Source organism: Paracoccus litorisediminis (assembly GCF_009711205.1).
GTDB lineage: Bacteria > Pseudomonadota > Alphaproteobacteria > Rhodobacterales > Rhodobacteraceae > Paracoccus > Paracoccus litorisediminis.
Genome location: NZ_WMIG01000025.1, coordinates 1 through 21,800 on the forward strand (window position 1 = coordinate 1; position 21,800 = coordinate 21,800).

The window sequence follows — 21,800 nt, forward strand, 5'->3', positions numbered from 1 at the left end:
GTCTATCTCGCCGGATACGAAACCTTCGCCGATGTCGCCGGCCGATTGCCGGTGTTCATCGAGCAGGTCTACAATACCCGAAGACTGCATTCAGCCCTCAGCTACCCTCCGCCCGAGGAATTCGAAACGCTAATCGCCCAGAAGGCGGCTTAGTTCGATGAAGTCCCGTGGTCCAGCCCGAGGGGGTAACTCCAGTAAACATGTTCCTCCGTCAGGAAATTTGAGCCCGCGAAGATCCAGCTGCGCACCCCCCAGGCAAATGAATTTCAGCGCCTGATCGCCCATGCCGCAGGACAGTTGGATATGCGGGTAACCGCGTGCCAGCAGCTGGACGCCGTTGATATCACCCGAGCTTTCCTTGTGGCGATGGCGTTCTTGGAACGACCAACGCGGTCAAGGAACGCGCGGCCCATTTCGACTGACCTGCGGCCCGGATAATTGGAAAGGATGATCGGCAAGTCGGCGGTGCGGTCGATGGCCAGCGCGTTCAACGCATTTTCGCGCTCGGTCGGGACAGAGTAGGGCAGTGTGCCCAGAATAATCGCATCGGCACCGATCTCACGCGCAACTTGGGCCAGCTCGATAGAATCCGGGCAGCTCCCCGGAGTCCGGACGGTAACGGAAGCTACGATCTGACGTTTTCTGGTCTCCAAGGACGAGGAGATCAGGAATGTGTAAACCCCGGAACCATGACGCGGGTTTCACGGTGCGTGGCGCTGGAAGCTGTGAAGGCGTACGGTGTCGGAGCTGGCGGCCGAATACGGCGTGCATCCGGCGATGATCCACCGGTGGAGCGAGCCATAGTCCGCCATTGGTCCGAGAGACAATGCCGAACGGGATGATTGAGCGGGACCATCAGGCGCTGTCTCTCGGGGCGCAGTGTCGCCCGGCTCGTCGATTTCGCGCTCGTGGTTCGACCACCCCCGGCGGGCGAGACGGAGCAGAACCTCGGGCTGATGCGGCTGATCGATCGGTAAATCCTGGAGACGCCCCCGGGGTCCGGCAAATGACCGTCTGCAGGCATGGCGTGAACCAGAAGTGCATCCGGCGGCTGATGCGGCTCATGTGCATTCGTCGGGAAAACAACCGGACTGTTTTCTGAACCTTCTCACTACCGATCTACCACAAGCCCAACACCCAGCAAGCCAAGAAAGGCGCAAGACATGTCCCTCCGGCTTGGGCGGGCTGCGGGTGGATCGCCCCGGTCAAGTCTGGTGCGCGGACTTCACCTCTCTGCCGATACGGCGCATGCGCCGGGCTCGAACTGATAGCGTTCGCAGCCTCACTCTAGAATCACCAGCGGCCCCACGCCGCCCATGGCGGGCAGCCGCCGGCCGGGGCTATTGGAACAGGCGCAGGCAGCAGCTTCAATCACCCCCGGAAACTGTCCAAGGATCGGAAGGGGTAGCTCAATATTTCGCCTGAGGATCTGAGGTAGTTCAGCCCTGCCATTCGCCGCAAAGGAGAATGTTCATCAAGCTGGCTTTAGATTTACTATTGCCGGCTCTCCGCTACCCGCCAGTGAAAGCGAGGCCGGGCAACTGGGAAATTGTCGCTCATGGTGAACACAAGCGGTCGATAGGCGTGAGGCGACCAGCATTCAAGCAGCTTCCTCTTTGCAATACCGCAAAGAGGAAGCTGGCCGATGTGCGCGGACGATCAGTTGCGACATGGCTCGCAGGTGATCCCAGCGCCGCTGCCGCGGGGGCATGGCAGGTGGATCGCGACCGTCGGAATGGGTTTTCTGGTCGGCGTTGTGTTCTGAACCCAGTGCTCGTTCGGAACACAACGCCCTGAGCTGAGCCGAGGGCGTTGCCATTCCGCCCGATGACCGAGGGACAGAGGCATCCGGCCCGCTACTCACCGCGCGGATAGCGCTTGCTCTCCTCCAGCACGTTCAGGTCCATGTGATTGCGCATGTAGCGTTCCGAAGCGCGTTGCAACGGCTGATAGTCCCACGGGAAATAAGCGCCGTTGCGCAGGGCTTCATAGACGACCCAACGGCGAGCCTGGCTTTCGCGGACCTCGGCGTCATAGGCATCAAGGTTCCAGCGCGCCTGAGCCTGAGCGGTCAGCTGCGCGAGGGTCGCGGCATGTTCGGGGATCTGTGCCAGGTTCGTCAGCTCATGCGGGTCGGCGGCCAGATCGAACAGCATGGGTGCGTCTGCTTGGCACAGTGTCAGCTTGTGGTTTCCGTCACGCAGACCGACCATCGGCGCGACCGAGCCTTCGGCCGCATATTCCATCGGCACTGGCCCGCGCCCGCCTTGACCTTGGGCCAGCGGGGTCAGGTCCTCGCCATCGGTCCAGCGTGCCAGCGCACTGATGTCCAGACCAGCCAGTGCGGCCAATGTCGGCGTCACATCCAGCGTCGAGACCGGCACCTGGACCTGCGCGGGTACCCAGCCGGGGGCGGCAATCATCAGCGGCACCCGGGCCGACCCCTCAAAGAAGTTCATCTTGAACCACAACCCGCGCTCGCCCAGCATGTCGCCATGATCCGAGACGAACAGGATGATGGTATTATCGTCCATGCGGCCACGCTGCAGCACATCCAGAATCTCGCCGATCTTTTCATCGACATAGCTGATATTGGCGAAGTAGCCCTGCCGGGCGCGTCTTGTGTCCTCATCGGTGATCGGGAAATTCCTGTGGTCGCAGGCCTCCAGCAACCGCTGCGAATGGCTGTCCTGTTGCTCGAAGGGGAGCGCAGGAACCTCGGGGTCCAGTGCCGGGCAATCCTCATACAGGTCCCAGAAACGGCGGCGCGCGACATAGGGATCATGGGGATGGGTAAAGCTGACGGTCAGGCACCACGGCCGATCGTCCTGACGGCGCGACAGGTCGTAAAGCTTCTGCGTCGCGTGAAAGGCGACCTCGTCGTCATATTCCATCTGATTGGTGATCTCGGCCACGCCCGCGCCGGTGACCGAGCCGAGATTGTGATACCACCAGTCGATCCGCTCACCCGGCTTGGTGTAATCGGGCGTCCAGCCGAAATCGGCGGGATAGATGTCGGTGGTCAGCCTTTCCTCGAAGCCATGCATCTGATCGGGTCCGACGAAATGCATCTTGCCCGACAGCGCCGTGCGGTAGCCGGCGCGGCGCAGGTGGTGGGCATAGGTCGGAATGTCCGAGGCAAACTCGGCCGCATTGTCATAGACGCGGGTGCGTCGGGGCAATTGCCCCGACATGAAGCTGGCCCGCGCCGGCGCGCAAAGCGGGCTGGCAGTATAGGCATTGGCAAAGCGCACCGAGCGCGCGGCCAATGCCTTGAGGTTGGGGGCATGCAGGAAATCCGCCGGGCCGTCGGGGAAGAATGTCCCGTTCAGCTGGTCCACCATCAGGATCAGGATATTCGGACGTGTCATCTTGTTCATCGTGGTCTTAAAGTCCCAGCGCCGCCTTGACTGCGGGCTCGCCCGGCTGTCCGTCCAGCGTGGTCACGCCCGCAAGCCACGGGGTCAGCGCGGCGGGATTGGCCTTGAACCATTCGGTCGCCGCATCCTTGGGGTCGGCCCCGTCAAGGATCTTGCCCATCAGCTGATTTTCCATCTCGATGTTGAAGGTCATCTGCGAAAACAGCTTGGCGGCGTTCGGGCAGGTTTCAGACCAGCCCTTGCGCGCCAGCGTAAAGACCTCGGCCCCGCCGAAATCCGGCCCGAAATAGGCATCCCCGCCCGAGAGATAGGCGATGTCGAACTGCTCGTTCATCGGATGCGGTGCCCAAGCCAGAAAGACGATGCCCTTGCCCGCACCTTCGTTTCGCGCGACCTGCGCCAGCATGGCCTGTTCGCCGGATTCGACCAGTTCCCATTCGCCAAGGCCAAAATCATTGGCCTCAATCATCTTCTGGATATTGGCATTGGCGGGCGCGCCCGGCTCGATCCCGTAGATCTTCTTGCCGAACTCATCGGCATGGCTGGCGAGGTCTGCGAAATCCTTGATGCCCTTTTCGGCGACAGCCTTGGGCACGGCCAGGGTGAATTTGGCACCGGTCAGGTTCTTGTTCAGCACCTCGATGGCATTCGCGGCGTTCAGGTCGTCTATGAAGGCGGTCTGCGCGGGCATCCAATTGCCCAGAAAGACGTCGATCTCGCCACTCTTCATCGACTGATAGCCGATCGGCACCGACAGCAACTTGACATCGGGAGCATAGCCCAGAGCCTCCAGCACGACGCTGGCTGCGCCATTGGTCGCGTTGATATCCGTCCAGCTGGGATCGGAAAGCCGAAGCGACTTGCAGGCGGCATCGTCCGCATGCCCGGTCGCGGTCGAGGCCGCCAAGGCAAATGCAGTCAGAAAAGCGTGTTTCATCATCGTCGGTTTCATGTCCGTTCCCTGCCAGATTGAATTAGGGCAACTTCCCTGTGCCGGAAGTCGGATTGTCCTCGCACCCCGAACCGTGTGGGGAGACGGCGCGCGGAATTATCCTGACGCAAGGCGTCGGAAGTTACCAGACAGGTCCGAAGCAGGTAAGCAAGAGGTAGCCGGGGGCCTGCCACGACAGTTCCCCGATCTGATGAACCTCTGCCGTCACGAACTGGGATTTTCAATGACACAGAGCCGGTTTCCGGCCAAAGGCATCCGCCCTGCGACCAATCTTCACCCGGTGGAATGTCGGCGCACCGCAGGGTGACGTGCTGGTCGCCCACTTCCCCCAATGCGCAAGATGGGAGGCTGATTTGAAGCGCCTGCTCGGCTGCTGCGTTGCCACGAAAATCCGGGGCTCGTAGGGTTGCCACGCCTAGTATAAGCCGCATCTCGACCGCATCCGAGGATGCAGAGTTCAACCGATCTGCTGCAGCTCAAGCTGATCGCCTCGACCTATCCGGGTGTTTCTCTATGGGCAGGTGCGGGCCTTCGTCCGACGTATCCGATGCGTGCCATAGGCGTTTGGCTTTAAACCAATCGACATCACCCATTCACGCAGGATCCGGGCATACTGTCGTGTCGACAAGTGCTCGCCATGGTAAACGCGACTTGGCTATGAGAATTTCAGACCCAGCATCTCCGGGTTGGAAATCCAGCGTTCGAGCGATTGGCGGGTCGTTTCGGTATTCTCGAAACGTACCGGTTTGCTGGTCTTGGCGCAGCTCCTTAGGCGGCGAAGCGCCAGCGGGCCGGATATCGGCATAGGCTCGATCATCCCGCCCGCCCATGCGTCTGGCCGCCGCGAGGTTCGGCCGCCGGCCTTTGTCATTTCAGGTTGCAGACAGGTGGCGATGTCCTGCACCATCAGCTAATAATGTGGGCAGGCTCGTGGTTCCGGATGGTACAAAACGCGATCACGGACTCTGGCCATTTCGCCTTGCCCTCGGTAGGAAAGTGACAGCTACCCGCCGGACTTTATTGGCTTTGCCGGGCGGCGGCAGGACATAGCAGAGCATATCCCAATGACGCAATCACCACCCGTCACCACCATGATATCCGGACAGATCGATCTGATCGAAGAGGTCATTGCCTCTTTTCCGCAGAAGGGTCGCATCCTTGATATCGGCACGGGTTCGGGCGAGGCTGCGCGACGGTTCCATGAAGCGGGTTGGGAAGTGACGGCCACGGGCTTCAACATGGAGGCCTATCTGGATCATTCCTCGCTGCCCGAGGGCATGCGCGTCATTCCGGATGTCGATGTCTGCGACGCCCATCAATTCGAGGATGGCGAGTTCGACGCGATCTGGTGCGCCCATGTGCTGGAACATGTATCGAATACGGGACTGGCACTGGAGGAATTGCGGCGGTTGCTCAAGCCCAACGGTTGGCTGTTCGTTGCGGTGCCACCCTATAAGGAACAGGTTGTCGGCGGTCACGTGAACAGCGGCTGGAATCTGGGGTCGCTGATCTATGTTCTGGCCGATGCCGGGTTCGCATTGGCTGAAGGGCGCTTCATCCATTACGGCTATAACATCTTTGGTATGGCCCAGCGTGGTCCCGGAAAGCTGCCCGATGGCGCATTGCGCCGGGCGAATGGCGATATCGAAGCGCTTGCCGAGGCGGGGCGTTTCCCCAAGGGCTTCAACCCCGGTCAGGGCTTTTGGGGGCGCAAGCACGCGGTCAACTGGCGTTGGAATCGCGCGCCGCAACAGGTTCCCGCGCCCCGCAAGGAACTGGCCCATCCACCAGAGATCGCACCGATGAAGATAGGTTTTTTTGTGCCCTGGATCACCATGGGCAAGGGCGGCACCGAAAATGTCGGTCAGATGATGGCAAATGCCATGGTCGCCCGTGGCCATGAGGTGACGATATTCACCTTTGACGACAAAAGCGCGCCGTCGCGCTGGCCGTTGGATGACAGGATCGCGCTGGTTCATCTGCCAGAAGCGACCGATGTTCCGGCCGATCAGCGCATGGCGATCGAGGTCGCCAGCCGCAATCTGGACCTATTGGTCGGGCTGCACATGAACCGCACCATGCTGCGTTATGTGCGCTGTGCGCATAAAGTGGGTCTGCCGCTGATCCTGTCCGAGCATATCGACCCGCGTTTCCCCAGTTGGATGGGCACCTTTTCGCCGGATGAGCGTGAGGTCGCGATGGCCGGTGCGACGCTGATCCATCTTCTGCTGGATGACTTCGTCGACACGCTGGACCCGTCGATACGCGGCAAGGCCCGCGTCATCCAGAACACCGTTCCCGAACCCGCGACGCTTGCGGATCACGGCGCCGTCAAGGAGCGGCGGACATTGCTGGCTGTCTCTCGTCTGGTGCCGCGCAAGAACCAGGCGGTCACCGTCGAAGCCTTTGCGCGGTTGGCCAAGGATTTTCCTGACTGGCAGTTGCAGATCGTCGGCGACGGTCAGTTGAGATCGCGGCTTGAGACCTTGGTGACAACCCTCGAAATCCAGGATCAGGTCCAGTTTGCGGGTGAGCATGACGATGTCTACCCGTTCTATGCCGCGGCAGACCTGTTCGTCATCCCGTCATTGTTCGAAGGCTTTCCGCTGACACTTTGCGAAGCCATGGCGCATGGGCTGCCATCCGTGGGACTCGCGCTTTGCAGCGGTGTCCGTGAGCAGATCAGGGACGGGGAAAGCGGCATTCTTTGCGAAAATGACGACGTTGCGACGCTGGAAGCCGCTTTGCGTCAGCTGATGTCGGATCAGGACGCGCGCGCGCGCATGGGGTTGGCCGCGCGCCAGACCTTCCTGGACCGGTTCAGCAATGACGTCATCCACAGTGCCTGGGAAGAGCTTTTCGACGAGGCACGGCACATGCGGCATGTCCGCAAGGCGCCAGACCATGCCACGCTCATGGCTGTTCGGCTGTGGGAGCAGGTCTGGGGCCCGATTACCAAGAACAACGCGATCTGAAAGCGCGGAAAAGGACGAACGATGAGCAATCAACAGGCTTTCCTTCGGTTCAGGGAACTTCTGGAAACGCGGCAATTGTCGCATGATCCCGATCTGGATATCCGGGAGCATGTCCTGTCGCTGAAAAACCAGAAAGCTGGGTTTGGCTATGCGTCGCATGGCCTGAAGACCAGTTTCGGTGCGAACCTGCCCAACCTGTTCCCCAATGCCATTGCCGTCGACGAGGCAGGGATCGATTCCGCCGATTTTTACGTCGCCTTCGGGACGATTTTCCAGCAGCCGGATCACTCGCACAAAGGCGGGGTGAAGCTGTTCAACGCGGCCTCGCCCACGGCTGAGGTTCTGTTCGGAGAAGCCGGTTTTCTTGCCACCACCCATAGCTGGTCCCACAGCTTCAAGGAACATAACCCCGCCTATGCCTGTCTGGGCTATGTCTATGATGACCTTGCCCACTACTTCATGGCGGATTACCCGAACCGGCTGGTCAGAAAGCTGAACAGCCACGCCGACCCCTCGCCCGAAGAGTTGAACCGGGCGGAAACGCTGCTGCAGCGTATCGTCATGCAGCGGGTCAGCAAGTATAACGCCCAGCCGATGCAGGCCCCCGCCATGACCGAGGGCTACACGCGCCGGGTGCTGGTCTGCGATCAGGCCTATGCAGATGCCTCCACCGTCTACGGCAAGGTGGGCGACGCCGAGTTCGAAAAGATGTTGCTGGCGGCAATCGCCGAAAACCCCGACGCCGAAATTCTGGTCAAGACGCATCCGGATACGGTTTGGGAAAAGGACAAGCGCACCGGCTATTACACCCATCTTCAGTCGACCGGCCGGGTTCGGATGCTGCGCGATCCGATCAACCCCTATGTCCTGTTCGATCTGGTCGACACCGTCTATGTTGGCACCAGCCAGATGGGGCTGGAGGCGTTGTTCGCGGGCAAGAAGGTGGTGACCTTTGGCGCGCCGTTCTATGCGGGATGGGGCCTGACCGACGACCGCCAGAAAATCCCGCATCGGCATCGCAGCCGCAGCCTGGCCGAGATCTTTCACTATTTCTACATCTGGTACACGATCTATCATCTGCCGGGCAAAAAAGGCGTGGCCGAGATCGAGGACGTCTTGTCCTATATCGAGACCAAGCGACCCTATCAGCGCCCGCCGACCGCGGCAGAGATCGCGGCACCGCCAAAAGTCTCGGTGATCATTCCCGTGCATGGCGTCGAGAAATACATCGAGGAATGCATCAACTCGATCCAGATCCAGACTTTGAAGGAAGTCGAGATCATCCCCGTCAACGATGTCAGCCCTGACAACGCGCAGGCCGTGATCGATCGGCTGGCGGCCGAAGACCCGCGCATCCGCCCGATCGTTCTGGAGCAAAACGTCAAGCAGGGCATGGCCCGGAACAAGGGGTTCGAGGCCGCACGCGGGAAGTATGTTTGGCTGCTGGACGGCGATGACTGGCTGTCGAATACCGACATGCTGCGCGAACTCTTTGAGCTTGCCGAAGCCGACGGGCTGGACATGGTGCGGGCCCGCAAGGCCTTTGAGGCGGTGTTCGACGAGAATGATGTGCTGCTGCAGGAACGGCAGGACGGCAGCGAGAAATACTTTACCGAAGCCGTCCGCAAGACCAGCTTCGCTGAAGCTCCACATCTGCTGCACAATCGCCATTGCTGGACCTGGCTTTATCGCCGAGATTTTCTGACCCAGAACGACATCCGCTTCATCACCCCGCAATGGGAGGAGCGCGCCTTCCTGCTGCGGGCACTGGTCAAGGCAAAGGCAATCGGCCTGTCCGCGATGAACGGGCCAGCCTACCGGATCCGCACGGATTCAACGGCGCGTCGTGAACGCGACTCGACCGATTTCGAAATGATGCTGAAGAATTTCGACAGCACCTTCGGCAGCCTCGCCGAGGAGGGTGCGGCGGAACGTGGCAATCCGCTGCGGCATCATCTGAATTTCCAGCTGTCGCAATTTCTCCAGCATATGCTGGTGGCCGGACCCTACAGCTATTATCGTGAGCAGGGTGAGGAAGCCGAACTGGCTTTTCTGAGTCGGCTGCGCGAACAGTTCCTGCGCTTCGATTTCCAGCCCGACGATTTCGTGACGGACATGCACAAGCTGAGCGCCATGCGTCTGGCTGCCTCGGCCTATCCGCTGATGGTGGCGGCCGTCGTCACCGGGCGCTGGGATATTCTGCGTCTTTCCGTCGATCTGGCACCCATTCCTCAGGATAAGCTTTACCAGATCCTGCTGGCCGAGCCGACCGATGTGGCGACAAGGGGGCTGCAGACATCGCTGTCGATCTATGCCCGAAACCACCGGGCCCAGCCTGTAACCGAGCCGCAGCCGGATTCCGACCATCCCAAGCCCCGTGTCGTCATCCATATCGGTTCGACCAAGACCGGCAGCACCTTTCTGCAGCACTTCCTCGAGAAGAACCGCCCGGAATTGCTGCGACAGGGGATCTGGTTCCCGGAAGTGGGATTGTTCTGGCAGCCCAGTCGGCCGCACAAGCAGGCCGGACATTCCCAGTTCAACCGCGCCGCGCTCAAGGACGATCCCAAGCTGCGCGATCACATCCGGCGCGGGCTGGAGTTGATGGATGGGCGCATCCATACGATCGTGCTGTCCAGTGAGGCGTTCTTCCTGAATGAAAACTCGCCGCTTCTGGCGGATTATTTTGCCGGACATCCCGTCGAGATGGTGGTCTATCTGCGCCGTCAGGATGAATGGGCGAACTCTCAGTACTGCGAATTCGTCGCTGGCGGCGCCGTCGGACGGGTCAAGGTACCGATCGATGAATGGCTGACCCTGCCAAAGACCGAGCAATGGCTGGACTACCGCGTGCCTCTGACCGCCTGGAGTGAAAAGATCGGCCAAGAGAACGTCCATGTCCGGGTCTATGATCGTGGCGAATTCGTCGACGGAGATCTGCTGGCCGACTTTGCCCAAGCGACCGGCTTGCCCCAGTTGCTGGACATGCCGCGTCCGGTCGAGCTTCAGCAGAACGACGCCCGTCTGTCTGCCGGCCATGTCGAACTGTTGCGCCGGTTCAACGGACGTCGATTCCAAAGCCGTGACTCCTATTTCAATTTCATCGAGGAAGCCGGCTCACGTCTTACCGAATGGCGTAAGGAACGCGGGCTCCCGCTGCCCAAGCCATGGGTCCTGACCGAACAGCAGGCTGATGCGCTGATGCAGCACGTCGAATTGGCGAACGCCGCCATCGCCAAGGAGTATCTGGGCCGTGATCGCGACCTGTTCGGTCCGCGCGCCGCGATTCCGGAAGCCGTTCCGATCTTTGAGGAAGAGGAAGATCTGGTCAGGAAAATCTATCGGCGCTATCGCAGGAAACCCAAGGTAATCGTCGAACCCGTGGCACCACCGCCCAAGGAGGTTCCCGCCGCGATTGAGCGTCCGGCGCCGAGGATCGTCAATTATGGGGTTCTGGGCTGGCGGCTATGGTTGCTGACGCCGATCCTCGGGGCAGTCTATGCGCGCTTTGCGACGCCAGAGCGGCTTGATGAGTTCAAGTCAGAGCCATTCGAGTTCTCGCGCAGGCATTGGGCGCGCCGGCGGCCTCTCGTCGCCCGTCTTGTCTATCCCGGTGGCAATTCGATGGGTCCGTTCGGGATCTTCCGTCTGGCGGTTCCGGTCGCGCGAGGTCTGATCGGCGTTACGGGTCGGCCCGAAATGCAGAAAAAATTCGATCGCGATCCGATCCTGTTCGCGCGCAATATGCGAAGCCCGTGGCGGCGAGCTGTTGGCAGGGTGTTTTTCCCGATTGGAGAAAAGTTCTGACGTTCCAGAAGGAGTAGCGTTGCGGGCCCCTCTAACTGCGCAGGTCTGGACCTGTCGCTCGGTCGAAAAGGCCCTGCTGTCACCTAGGGCGTGTTGCGGTCCATTGTGGTTAGGCGTGGAATTTTGATCCCCAGGTGTTTTGTTTTGTCCCCTTCTCCGTCTGCTTCGGATCAGCAGACGGAGAAGGGAATGAAAGGGGAGGTTACGATCGCGCACGTCCAGCGGGCCTTCTATGTCCAGCGGTGGTCGATCAAGTATATCGCGCGAAAGCTGTATGTCTCACGGAACACCGTGCGGAATATCCTTCGCTCTGATGAGATGGCGCTCAGCTACAAGCGCACCTGCCAACCCTTGCCGCTGGTTGTCCCTTAGCAAGGCCAACTCGAGCGATTTCTGCCCTCGAACCTCGCCAAACCAGCGCGAAAGCGGCTAAAACTGATCCGCATATTCGAGGAACTGCGCGCGCGGTTACAAGGGCGGTTATGGCGCCGTGCAGGTATCGCGTATACGCGGTCACAACGGTGCGCCGCGCGGCGTCGACAGGGATCAGGGGCGTACTCTTGGTCGCTGCATCGACGACTGCGATCAGCCCGTCCGACGCGCCTTCGCCATTGGCATGCACAATAAGCTGGATGTCATTCACGAATGACCAGTTAACGGCACCATCGACTTCCTCCTGCGACACGGCGGAGTAACCTTGTAGCCTGCCGGGTAATCCCGAGCGGATCGTAATAGGGACGGTCGCGCAACGCGGTGCAGCCCTGCGGTGAGCGATCAATAACGCTTTGCGCCTGCCACACGGAAGCGGTTCTTGCGAGACATGCGCCGCGACATAGTCCTTTACGGTCATCACATCGGTATGAGGCATGACGTCAATCTTGACGCTGCCCTCTTTGCCGATTTCTGCAAGAATATCCGCCCGGTTCGGCATGGATTGCACTTCCTGTGCGGTGGTGTAGCCATATCTCGCCCATATCCTGGTTCCGATGCGGGCGATGGCCTTCATGCTGTCATGATCGATAGATTGGTAGGATCGGACATTCCGTCGCTCTCATCCAGTCTGCCAGTGTCGGGTGCCGACTCTCGGCCAGCTGAGTACTGTCGCCGCCGCAGTCGATGATGTGCTTGGTCTTTTTGATCCTGGTGCGGTTTTCCTTTATCCAGACGCGCAATTCAGTTTCGAGCAGGGGATAATCACGCCCTAGGCGTCTTCGTTGATCACCGCGGCCTTCATCCGATCGTAGAGTAGTTCCTGCGGCGCCCGTCCATGATGCTGAAGGCGTCGATATGGCGGCGCATTACAGTCTGCAGATCCTGCGTCGCGCGGCTTTGACGCCACCTTTCACAAAGTAAGGTGACGGGCTGCCCTGCCGCTTCGAAGGCACGGAGGGCATTGAGCGGGATACTGGGGCGATCCATGCCTTACTTATTATTTTTGCCAAACGACCCGTCAAGAATTGGTGTTTTGATAACCCTGTTCCGCCGCTCTAGATCACTTTTCCAGAATATTCCCACATGGCTCGGAAGAATGGCAAAGAACTCGCCGGGCCACTAACAGGCAAGGAACCTCATGATCAGCTTCCGTCTTCTTGGATTTGCGACCGCCGTTCTTGCAACCCCGGCATATGCGGGATCGCTCAGCGACCAGCAATTCCAAGCAATCAGCGAAGAGGTCTTCCGCCCGGTCATCGAAGAGTTCGACATTCCAGGCATTGCCATTGGCGTCACGCTGAACGGCCAACAGTATTACTTCACAGATGGGATGGCCGATCGCGACGCCGCTGTACCGGTCGACAAAGAAACGATTTTCGAGCTGGGCTCGAACAGCAAGCTGTTCAATGTCACCCTTGCCGCGCTGGCAGAACAGAAGGGCCTCCTGTCGCTGCGCGACCCGGTATCAAAGCAACTGCCGGAACTTTCGGACAGCGCTTTCGACCAGATCACGCTTTATGATCTTGCGGCACACGCAACCGGGGGGCTGCCGCTGCAGGTTCCGGACGATATCACCGACAATCAGTCGCTGATGGCCTATCTGGCGAAGTGGCGGCCAGAGGGCGATACGAAATCCCTGCGCTCATATTCGAATGTCAGCATCGGTCTGCTCGGGCTCATCGTCGGCGACAAGTTCGGCGGCTCCTATGAGGAAGCCCTCCAGGGCGAGCTTCTGCCCTGTCTGGGGCTGACGAACACCTATGTGACCGTCCCGGTTGCAGAGATGGGGCATTACGCTTTCGGTTACTCGCGCACCGACAACCGCCCGATCCGCGTCAATCCCGGCATGCTCGACAGCGAAGCCTATGGCATAAAGTCCAGCGTCACCGACATGACGCGTCTGCTTGATGCTCATTTGGGGAATATTCCCTTGAACGAGGATATGACAGCGGCCCTTGCCAGAACACGGGTGTCGGAATTCGACACTGCCCCTTTCGCCCAGGCCATGATTTGGGAGGGGTACCCCTGGCCGGTGGAAGCCGCGCAGCTTGAGGCGGGCAACTCTGCCGATATGGCGATGAAGCCGCAGCCCATGACCCATCATGAGGAGAGGGCTCTTGAGGGGGCCGTCTTCCTGAACAAGACCGGCGCGACGAACGGCTTCGGTTCTTATGTTGCCTTGGTTCCATCGGAAAAGATTGGCGTGGTGGTGCTTGCGAACCGCAACTATCCTAATCCGGTGCGCGCGGCCGCGACCCTGACACTGATCACGAAGATCCTTGATCAGGCGGGCCGGTGACCCAGAATTGGCACTCGCCAATGTCGGGCGGCATGTTCGTTAGAGTAGCTGCCAAGCATGCGTTGGCGGTCCGCTTTCGTTCAGCAAGGCCCGCGAAGTTGAAAATCAGGGACTGTCCATTTCGCGCAAGAGAGACCTCATGACGCTATTGAACAAGCGGTTGAATGGCGGCGAGGTTCAGTCAGGGCACGCCCCAGACACTCGCAGGGCGATATACTTCGCACTGCATCAAACGACCAATTCGGGGATGTCACCTCGTCGCATCTGACCTCATCGACTGGTGGTATGTGCCGTCTCAGATAAAATGACTCGCCCGCTCGGTGACCAATCACCGAGCGGGTTGAGTGCAATCGTTTCAAACCTTCGCGGACGGTCAGACAACTCGCAGAGAATGCGGCTGGGGCAAATTCCGTCGAAAAAGAGCCGTCGTTTGCCCCAGTTTTATTTGCATAGCCCAGATGGAGCTACGCTCTGCGGCGGTCTCTGCACTCGCGGTGTCGGGAGCGCCGGTCAGCTCAATGAGCAAAAGTCTGCGTCCTCCGGGCAAATGGGCAATACCTTATGGAAAATATTTCTAGCTTTTCAAGTCACTGCGCCATTCCTGAGCAGAATTTCGACTTCACCCGAAGGAGCAAGGAAGAAGTCATCTGTGGCGGCATGAGAGCGCCAACCCCTTCCACCTCCCCCCCATTTGTCATGATAGTTGCATGGTGCGACGTGGGTGGGCACCATTTCTCATCGAAGGTCGCAAGCTTTACCGCCAAGTTTATTGCTTGGGCCCTCGCAACTCTCCGCATTTCGTTTCGCAGTATGGTAACTCGCTGTGATTGGTTAATGGCACGCTTGGTATTACGAGATGGCGCAGTCCCGAACCGCGGCGCAGAGTGCGTCGATCTCGGCCTCTGTGGTCAGGTACGATACGGTCGCCCGCGCCACCTGATCCAGTCCGCGCAGGTTCATGTCCAGCGGTGTATAGGCCATCCCATTGGACCCGATCGCGATCCCTCTTTCCCTCAGCCGCGATTGCACCGCCCCCGCCACCATGTTGTCGAGATTGAACGCCACAAGGCCGGACAGACGAGTCCCACGGTCCAGGACCGTCACGCCGGGTATCTCCTCCAGGCGTTGTCGCAGAAACGCTGACATATTGGATACACGGGCTTGGATCTCATCGATGCCAATCCGTGTCGCCAATGTCAGGGCGGCTTGCAGTCCCGCCATCAGAACCGCCGACATTTCGCTGCTTTCAAAGCGCCGCGCGTCAGTCCGCGGTTGGGGCATCTCGTCCAGATAGGGCATCGAGACGTGATCGCCCCATGGCGGTGAAAGCCGGTCGAGGAAAGCTTCGCGGACGTACAGAAGCGCTGTTCCTCTGGGCCCCCTCAGATGTTTGCGCGCCGTGGAAACCAGCACATCGCAGCCGATCTGCCGCACATCGACGGGGATCTGCCCGACGGCCTGTGCCGCGTCCACGATATAGGGAATGTCATGCTGTTGTGCGATCCGGCCGATGCCTTCGGCGTCATCGATCAACCCGCCATTGCAGGGCAGCCAAGTCAGGCAGATCAGCCGGACATGCTTGTCGATCATCGTCCGTAGCGCGTCCAGATCGGTGACGCCGTCTTGCCTTGTCGGCATCGGCTCTACAGTAGCGCCCGCGCGCGCCGCCTTGTATCGCAGCGTTGCAAGGTTGCCGCCCCATTCCTGCTGCGACACCAAAATCCGATCCGCTGCACGAAACTCGGGCAGGCTTGCGACCGGCATTCCCCAAGCCGTTCCCGTGCTCGACATGAAGGCAAGCTCGGCTGGCTTGCAGCCGATCAACCCGGCGGCCAGTTCGCGGGCCTGCGCCTTGATTTCTTCGCCCGAAGACGCGGTCTCCATCGGGCCATGCCGGGCCTCCAACTCGATCCGGGAGCGCATGGCATCTGCGACTTCGGCGGGCGGAAGGCCCGCGCCAGCCTGATTGAAATGGATCACATGGTTGCAGCCCGGTGTGCCCGCCCGAAGCTGTGCGACATCCAATTGCGCGCTCATGGCAATACCAGTTCAACCGTCGCCTCGACCTCCACGCTTGCGCCGCCGGGCAGGGCAGCGACGCCCACGGCGCTGCGTGCATGGCGCCCGGCCTCTCCGAAAACCGCCGCTATGAGGTCCGAGGCGCCATTGGCCACCTGCGATTGTCCGGTAAATTCAGGCGTGGAGGCCACGAAGACGCCAAGCCGCAGGATGCGGCTGATTCCACCGATTTCGCCTTCGGTCGCCGCGGCGATCTGGGCGATAAGGTTCAAGGCCGCGACTTCGGCGGCCTTTTTGCCGTCCTCGGGGCTGACGGCTCCGCCGACGGTCCCGCCCAGCATTTCGCCCTGCGGCGTTCGGCTGACCTGACCCGAGATCGTCAGCAGGTTTCCCGCCCGTGTCCACGGCACATAATTCGCCGCCGGGGTAGGGGCCGCCGGCAGGTCATGCCCCAGTTCCTTGAGCTTTGCAGTAATCGACATCTGCGCAATCCTTTCATGTCGGGAACAGGCATAGGCGAGTCGCTTCGGATGGTTCCAATTCAAACTGCGGCGCTTGCAATCTATCTGGCTAATGGCATTATCCACCGAACCTGTCCAAAGTGATCCAGCATGCGCCGGTCCAAGACCTTGCCTCCTCTCGAATCCCTGCGCGTCTTTCACGAAGTGGCGCGTCAGTCTGGGTTCCGAAAGGCCGGTGACGCATTGCTGATCTCGCAAAGCGCTGTCAGCCATCATATCCGCAAGCTCGAAGACATGCTTGGCCGGCCGCTGTTTCGGCGTCACTCCAAGTCCATCTCGCTGACCGATGCAGGACAAGAGATGCTTGAGGCAACCCAGGCAGGCTTCGATCTGATCGCCGAGGCCGCAGCCCGGCTTCGCCAGAGTGACGAAACGGCGCCATTGCGGATCAGCCTGCTGCCATCTTTTGCGACGAACTGGCTGCTGCCCCGCATCGACGGGTTCCGCACAAGGCACAGCGACATCGAGGTCCAGCTTGATCCCACACTTGCCTTGGCCGACCTTGCCAATGGCGAAGCGGACCTTGCGATCCGCTACGGGTCCCGCCCTTTGGTCCCGCATTGTCGCAAGCTTTTCGCCGAGGAGCTTTGTCCAGCCGTGTCGGCAGACTATCCAGCACGGATGTCCATTCGCGCTCCGAGCGATGTGCTGGCCTATCCCCTTCTCGACAGCCAGGGCAGCCATGACTGGCGCATCTGGCTAGAAGCCAACGGTCTGGACCCGTCCAAGGGCCAGTTCATGCAACTCAGGGATTACAATGTGGTACTTGAGGCCATTGCGTCGGGTCTGGGCATAGGCATGGCGCGCAAACGATTGGTCAGCGGCCAGATCGCCTCGGGTCGCATTCAGCCCTGCTTCGAGCGGGGCGTAACTACCGATCAGGCTTCACATTGGCTGATTGCGCGAGGCGATCAGGTGCAGCATCCCGCGACCAAGATCTTCATCAAATGGCTGATCGCGGAATGTGCCGATACTGATTGACGAGCAGTTGTAAGACCCATTGCGGTCGGTCGAGCAGCACATGACGAGCGTGGCTGTCGTAAGGTCGACCAATGCTGACCTATGCAGCACGGCGGCGCTCCCTCAAACCGCCTGCAGCTAAATCCACGTCTTCGTTGGTAAACGTGTGGGACGGAACCATGTCCGCCTTTGGTCCGAGGACATTGGTCGAGTGGCATCACCTTTATCCGAACGCAGGAGGGGTTCGCCTGTCTCGCAGTGGTCATCGGTCTTTTTCCCTGGCGCGTGATCGGGTGGTCCTTGCAAGGCGGGCAAACGGCAGGCGTCTTCCTGCAGGCTTGCTCATGGCAGTCTGGTGCCGCAAGCCGAAGGGCACCGTGTTGGCTCATCTGGATTTGGCAGCCAGTTCACCGGCATAGACTGGGCCGTCTTCCTACGCCCTATAATCTTGAGGGTTCGATGAGCCGTCGAGGGAGTTGCCACGAATTCAGCCGGTCTGCGCCAGCGGAGCAGAACACGGTCGCCGAGTTTCTTCAACCTGCGCAAGCGCGAGCGGATCAGGTGCAGACCCTACCGAAGCCGCGACAAAGAAACTCGGAGCTATTCGGATCAGCAGACTCGATTAGCCTCTTTGGCCATCCAAGCGCTGGTAGCGTCGTGCGGAATTGCCCTGAACTTGGCGCGGACGCTCACTGCGATGTGGGTGAATGTCTTTGATAGGCTCAAAACCATCAACAGTGACAAACCAAAATGGCCTCTCAAACGGAGAGGCCAAATAGTCGGTGAGGGCCTGCCTGAACGAGCCCTGAAAGAGAAGCCCCCGGACCTGTGAGGGCCGGGGGCGATGTCTTGGCGGATTGCGTCAGTTAGCCACGCAATCGGCGAAGTAATGGGTCTGGCCGTCCTCGTCCTGCTCTTGCACAAGGCCGTGGATGTCGGTTTCGAAGCCCGGGCATTTGCGGGCGAACTCGCGGTTGAACTTCAGGTATTCGACGATCTTGCGGTTGAAGACCTCGCCGGGGATCAACAGGGGGATGCCCGGCGGATAGGGGGTGACCAGGCTGGTGGTGACGCGGCCTTCCAGGTCGTCGATCGGGACGCGCTGGGTGGTGCGATGCGCGATATGAGCGAATGCGTCGCTGGGCTTCATCGCCGGGGTCAGCTCGCTCAGATACATTTCCGTCGACAGCACCGCCACGTCGTATTTGGCGTAAAGCGTATGGACGTGCTGGCACAGGTCGCGCAGGCCCATCTTTTCGTAGCGCGGGAACTTGGCGCAGAATTCCGGCATGGTGCGCCACATCGGCTGGTTGCGGTCGTAATCGTCCTTGAACTGCTGGAGCGCGGCCAGCAGCGTGTTCCAGCGACCCTTGGTGATGCCGATGGTGAACAGGATGAAGAAGCTGTAAAGCCCGGTCTTTTCGACCACGATGCCATGTTCGGCCAGATATTTCGTGACGATCGAGGCCGGGATGCCGGTTTCCTCGAAGCGGCCGTCGATATTCAGGCCGGGGGTGATGATCGTCGTCTTGATCGGGTCGAGCATGTTGAAGCCCGGCGCCATGTCGCCAAAGCCGTGCCACGAATCCTCGCCGTCGCGCTGGACGCCCTCGGCATCGGTGCGGCGCAGGATCCAGTCCTTGGCGCGGCCGATGCCCTCGCCTTCGGGCGCGTCCGGGCCCCAGACCTGGAACCACCAGTCATCATCGCCGAATTCGGCATCGACCTTGCTCATGGCACGGCGGAAATCCATCGCCTCGGCGATGCTTTCCTCGACCAGAGCGGTGCCGCCCGGAGGCTCCATCATCGCCGCCGCGACATCGCAGCTGGCGATGATCGAATATTGCGGGCTGGTCGAGGTGTGCATCAGATAGGCTTCGTTGAACAGGTGCCGGTCCAGCTTGGTGTCCTGCGAATCCTGCACCAGCACATGGCTGGCCTGACTGATCCCGGCCAGCAGTTTGTGAATCGACTGGGTGGCATAGGTCACCGAGTGCTGCGTGCGCGGGCGCTTGCGGCCCATGGCGTGGAAATGGCCATAGAAGGGGTGGAAGGCGGCGTGGGGCAGCCATGCTTCGTCGAAATGCAGGTTCTCGACATAGCCGTCGAGCATGCTCTTGATCGTCTCGGTATTGTAGAGAACGCCGTCATAGGTCGACTGGGTCAGGGTCATGATGCGCGGCTTGACCGCATCGGCATCGACGCCGTCCAGCAGCGGGTTGGCGCGGATCTTGGCCTGAATGGTCTCGATCTCGAATTCGCTATGCGGGATCGGGCCGATGATGCCGAAATGGTTGCGGGTCGGGCGCAGGAAGACCGGGATCGCGCCGGTCATGATGATCGAATGCAGGATCGACTTGTGGCAGTTGCGGTCCACCACGACCACATCGCCCGGCGCGACGGTATGGTGCCAGACCATCTTGTTGCTGGTCGAGGTGCCGTTGGTGACGAAGAAGCAGTGATCGGCATTGAAGATCCGCGCCGCATTGCGTTCGGATGCGCCGATGGCGCCGTTATGGTCCAGAAGCTGGCCCAGTTCCTCGACTGCGTTGCAGACATCGGCGCGCAGCATGTTTTCACCGTAGAACTGGTGATACATCTGGCCGATCGGGCTTTTCAGGAAGGCCACGCCGCCGGAATGGCCGGGGCAATGCCAAGAATAGGACCCGTCCTCGGCGTAATCCAGAAGCGCCTTGAAGAAGGGCGGCTGGATGCCCTCAAGGTAGGTCTTGGCCTCGCGGATGATGTGGCGGGCGACGAATTCCGGCGTATCCTCGAACATGTGGATGAAGCCGTGCAGCTCGCGCAGGATGTCGTTGGGCAGGTGGCGGCTGGTCTTGGTCTCGCCATAGACATAGATCGGCACGTCCGGGTTTTTCCAGCGGACTTCCTCGATGAAGGTGCGCAGGTTCACGATGACCGGATCGTCATCGGGACCGGCGCTGAATTCCTCGTCGTCGATGGACAGGACGAAGGCGCTGGCGCGCGACTGCTGCTGGGCAAATTGCGACAGGTCGCCATAGCTGGTCACGCCCAGCACTTCGAAGCCCTCTTTCTCGATGGCTTCGGCCATGGCGCGGATGCCAAGCCCCGACGAGTTCTCGGAACGGAAGTCTTCGTCGATGATGACGATGGGGAAGCGGAACTTCATGAAGCTCTCCTGACGGATGAGCAGCCGTCCAGAAAGACACAGCATGTCATGGCGCGTCCTCCTGTTCTGCACTGTCGCGGTTTTGGGATCTGTGGCCGGTTTCTTTCGCTAGTTGGGGGGCGCGTCAAGACCTGATGGGATCAATCCGCCGCGACCCTGCCAAATGGCCGGATATCGCTTGTGCGCAACTCAGCCCAACCGGTGGCGGAACAGCCATGCCGCCAAGGGCAGGGTGATCCCGGCAAGCACCAGAAGCGGCAGGAAATTCGCGGCGATATCGGGGAAAGTCGCGCCCTCAAGATAGACGCGGCGCACGGTGTCGATGCCGAAACGCAGCGGATTGGCATAGGTCAGGATCTGCAGCGCCTGCGGCATGTTTCGGACCGGGGTCAGCAGCCCCGACAGCAGCATCAGCGGCATCACCAGCATGAAGGTGTAAAGCATCGCCTGCTGCATGGTCAGCGACACCGCCGAGATCGACAGGCCGATGCCCACCGATGCCGTGGTAAAGGCCAGCAGCCCGCCGTAAAGCAGCCACAGCGATCCGGCCATCGGGATCTGGAACCAGAACAGGATGATCAGCAAGATGATCGTCGATTGCACCAGCCCCACGAAGATCGCGGGCAGGGCCTTGCCGATCAGGATTTGCGTGGGGGTCAGCGGCGTCACCAGAAGCTGGTCGAAAGTGCCCTGTTCGCGTTCGCGCGCCACCGACAGCGCCGCCAGCATCAGGGTTTGCAGCATGCTGAGCGAGGCGATCATCGCGGGCATCAGGTTCCAGCGGGATTCGAAATTCGGGTTGAACCACGCCCGTCGGATGATGGTCACTGGCGGCGCTGCCCCCAGCGTCCGGTTGAAATCCGCGACGATGGCCGCGACCTGTGCCGCCGCCGCGCCCGCCGTGGCGGAATTGCGCCCGTCAAGGATCACCTGCATCGGGGCCGTGGTCCCGGCGGCAAGCCGGGATTCGAAATCGGGCGGGAAAATCACGACCAGCAGCGCCTTGCCGCTGTTGATTTGGGCGGCGATGCGGGCGGGGCTGTCCAGCGTGGCAATGCGCTGGAAAACCCCGGTCCCGTCCAGCCGCGCGAGGATCTGGGTCGAGGCCGCGCCCCGGCTTTGGTCCAGAACCGCATAGGGGGCATGGGTCAGGTCATAGGTCGCGCCATAGCCGAACAGCAGCGACTGCATCAGCGCGGGTGCAAACAGCAGCGCACGGCTGGACGGGTCTTTCAGAAGCGCCAGCATTTCCTTGCGGATCAGGGCGAGCGTCTGGGTCAGGTAAAGCAGCAAGCCCTGCATGG

The 21,800-nt window shown here is 60.5% G+C and carries 12 protein-coding genes and 3 pseudogenes; 5 read left to right on the plus strand and 10 right to left on the minus strand.

The annotated features are described in order from the left end of the window. Positions 1 to 197: 197 nt before the first annotated feature. From GL300_RS22905 to GL300_RS22920, 5 genes and pseudogenes are all read right to left on the minus strand, one after another. Positions 198 to 632, minus strand: a pseudogene (locus tag GL300_RS22905) (dihydrodipicolinate synthase family protein); the annotation flags it as partial. Between the two features lie 1,224 nt (positions 633 to 1,856). Beyond that, a complete protein-coding gene (gene betC / locus GL300_RS22910; RefSeq protein WP_155042048.1) occupies positions 1,857 to 3,371 on the minus strand; it encodes a choline-sulfatase in 1,515 nt (504 codons plus the stop codon). 16 nt (positions 3,372 to 3,387) lie between these two features. Continuing rightward, complete coding sequence (gene choX, locus GL300_RS22915) at positions 3,388 to 4,332, minus strand: choline ABC transporter substrate-binding protein (protein WP_246195360.1); 945 nt, start codon at positions 4,330 to 4,332, stop codon at positions 3,388 to 3,390. 529 nt (positions 4,333 to 4,861) lie between these two features. Further along, positions 4,862 to 4,963: pseudogene (locus GL300_RS27540) on the minus strand (integrase); the annotation flags it as partial. Positions 4,964 to 4,987: 24 nt separating this feature from the next. Then, complete coding sequence (locus GL300_RS22920) at positions 4,988 to 5,239, minus strand: hypothetical protein (RefSeq protein WP_155042010.1); 252 nt, start codon at positions 5,237 to 5,239, stop codon at positions 4,988 to 4,990. Between the two features lie 157 nt (positions 5,240 to 5,396). On the opposite strand from GL300_RS22920, the gene GL300_RS22925 reads away from it, so the two are divergent. Both GL300_RS22925 and GL300_RS22930 read left to right on the plus strand, forming a co-directional pair. Next, entirely contained in the window at positions 5,397 to 7,307 is a 1,911-nt protein-coding gene (locus tag GL300_RS22925) for a glycosyltransferase (RefSeq protein WP_155042011.1), read from the plus strand. A 21-nt stretch (positions 7,308 to 7,328) separates the two neighbouring features. Further along, entirely contained in the window at positions 7,329 to 11,114 is a 3,786-nt protein-coding gene (locus tag GL300_RS22930) for a capsular polysaccharide export protein, LipB/KpsS family (protein ID WP_155042012.1), read from the plus strand. Between the two features lie 325 nt (positions 11,115 to 11,439). Here GL300_RS22930 and GL300_RS22935 read toward each other — a convergent pair whose 3' ends face one another. Beyond that, on the minus strand, positions 11,440 to 12,120 hold the full coding sequence (locus GL300_RS22935; RefSeq protein ID WP_155042013.1) for a hypothetical protein: 681 nt from the start codon (positions 12,118 to 12,120) through the stop codon (positions 11,440 to 11,442). A 564-nt stretch (positions 12,121 to 12,684) separates the two neighbouring features. Here GL300_RS22935 and ampC point away from each other — a divergent pair. Then, positions 12,685 to 13,845 (plus strand): class C beta-lactamase, encoded by a 1,161-nt coding sequence (ampC, locus tag GL300_RS22940; protein ID WP_155042014.1) that lies wholly within the window; start codon positions 12,685 to 12,687, stop codon positions 13,843 to 13,845. An 849-nt stretch (positions 13,846 to 14,694) separates the two neighbouring features. On the opposite strand, the gene GL300_RS22945 is transcribed toward ampC, so the two are convergent. Further along, a complete protein-coding gene (locus tag GL300_RS22945; protein WP_155042015.1) occupies positions 14,695 to 15,882 on the minus strand; it encodes an aminotransferase class V-fold PLP-dependent enzyme in 1,188 nt (395 codons plus the stop codon). After that, positions 15,879 to 16,346, minus strand: coding sequence for a RidA family protein (locus GL300_RS22950; RefSeq protein WP_155042016.1), 468 nt, complete (start codon positions 16,344 to 16,346; stop codon positions 15,879 to 15,881). Before GL300_RS22950 ends, GL300_RS22945 begins: the two co-directional genes overlap by 4 nt. 129 nt (positions 16,347 to 16,475) lie before the next feature. Here GL300_RS22950 and GL300_RS22955 point away from each other — a divergent pair, with 129 nt between their 5' ends. Beyond that, positions 16,476 to 17,366, plus strand: coding sequence for a LysR substrate-binding domain-containing protein (locus GL300_RS22955; RefSeq protein ID WP_155042017.1), 891 nt, complete (start codon positions 16,476 to 16,478; stop codon positions 17,364 to 17,366). Between the two features lie 183 nt (positions 17,367 to 17,549). Next, positions 17,550 to 17,955: pseudogene (locus tag GL300_RS26910) on the plus strand (DDE-type integrase/transposase/recombinase); the annotation flags it as partial. A 252-nt stretch (positions 17,956 to 18,207) separates the two neighbouring features. Here GL300_RS26910 and GL300_RS22960 read toward each other — a convergent pair. Both GL300_RS22960 and GL300_RS22965 read right to left on the minus strand, forming a co-directional pair. Further along, entirely contained in the window at positions 18,208 to 20,496 is a 2,289-nt protein-coding gene (locus GL300_RS22960; protein WP_155042018.1) for an arginine/lysine/ornithine decarboxylase, read from the minus strand. A gap of 189 nt (positions 20,497 to 20,685) precedes the next feature. After that, on the minus strand, positions 20,686 to 21,798 hold the full coding sequence (locus GL300_RS22965) for an ABC transporter permease (protein ID WP_155042019.1): 1,113 nt from the start codon (positions 21,796 to 21,798) through the stop codon (positions 20,686 to 20,688). Positions 21,799 to 21,800: the final 2 nt, after the last annotated feature.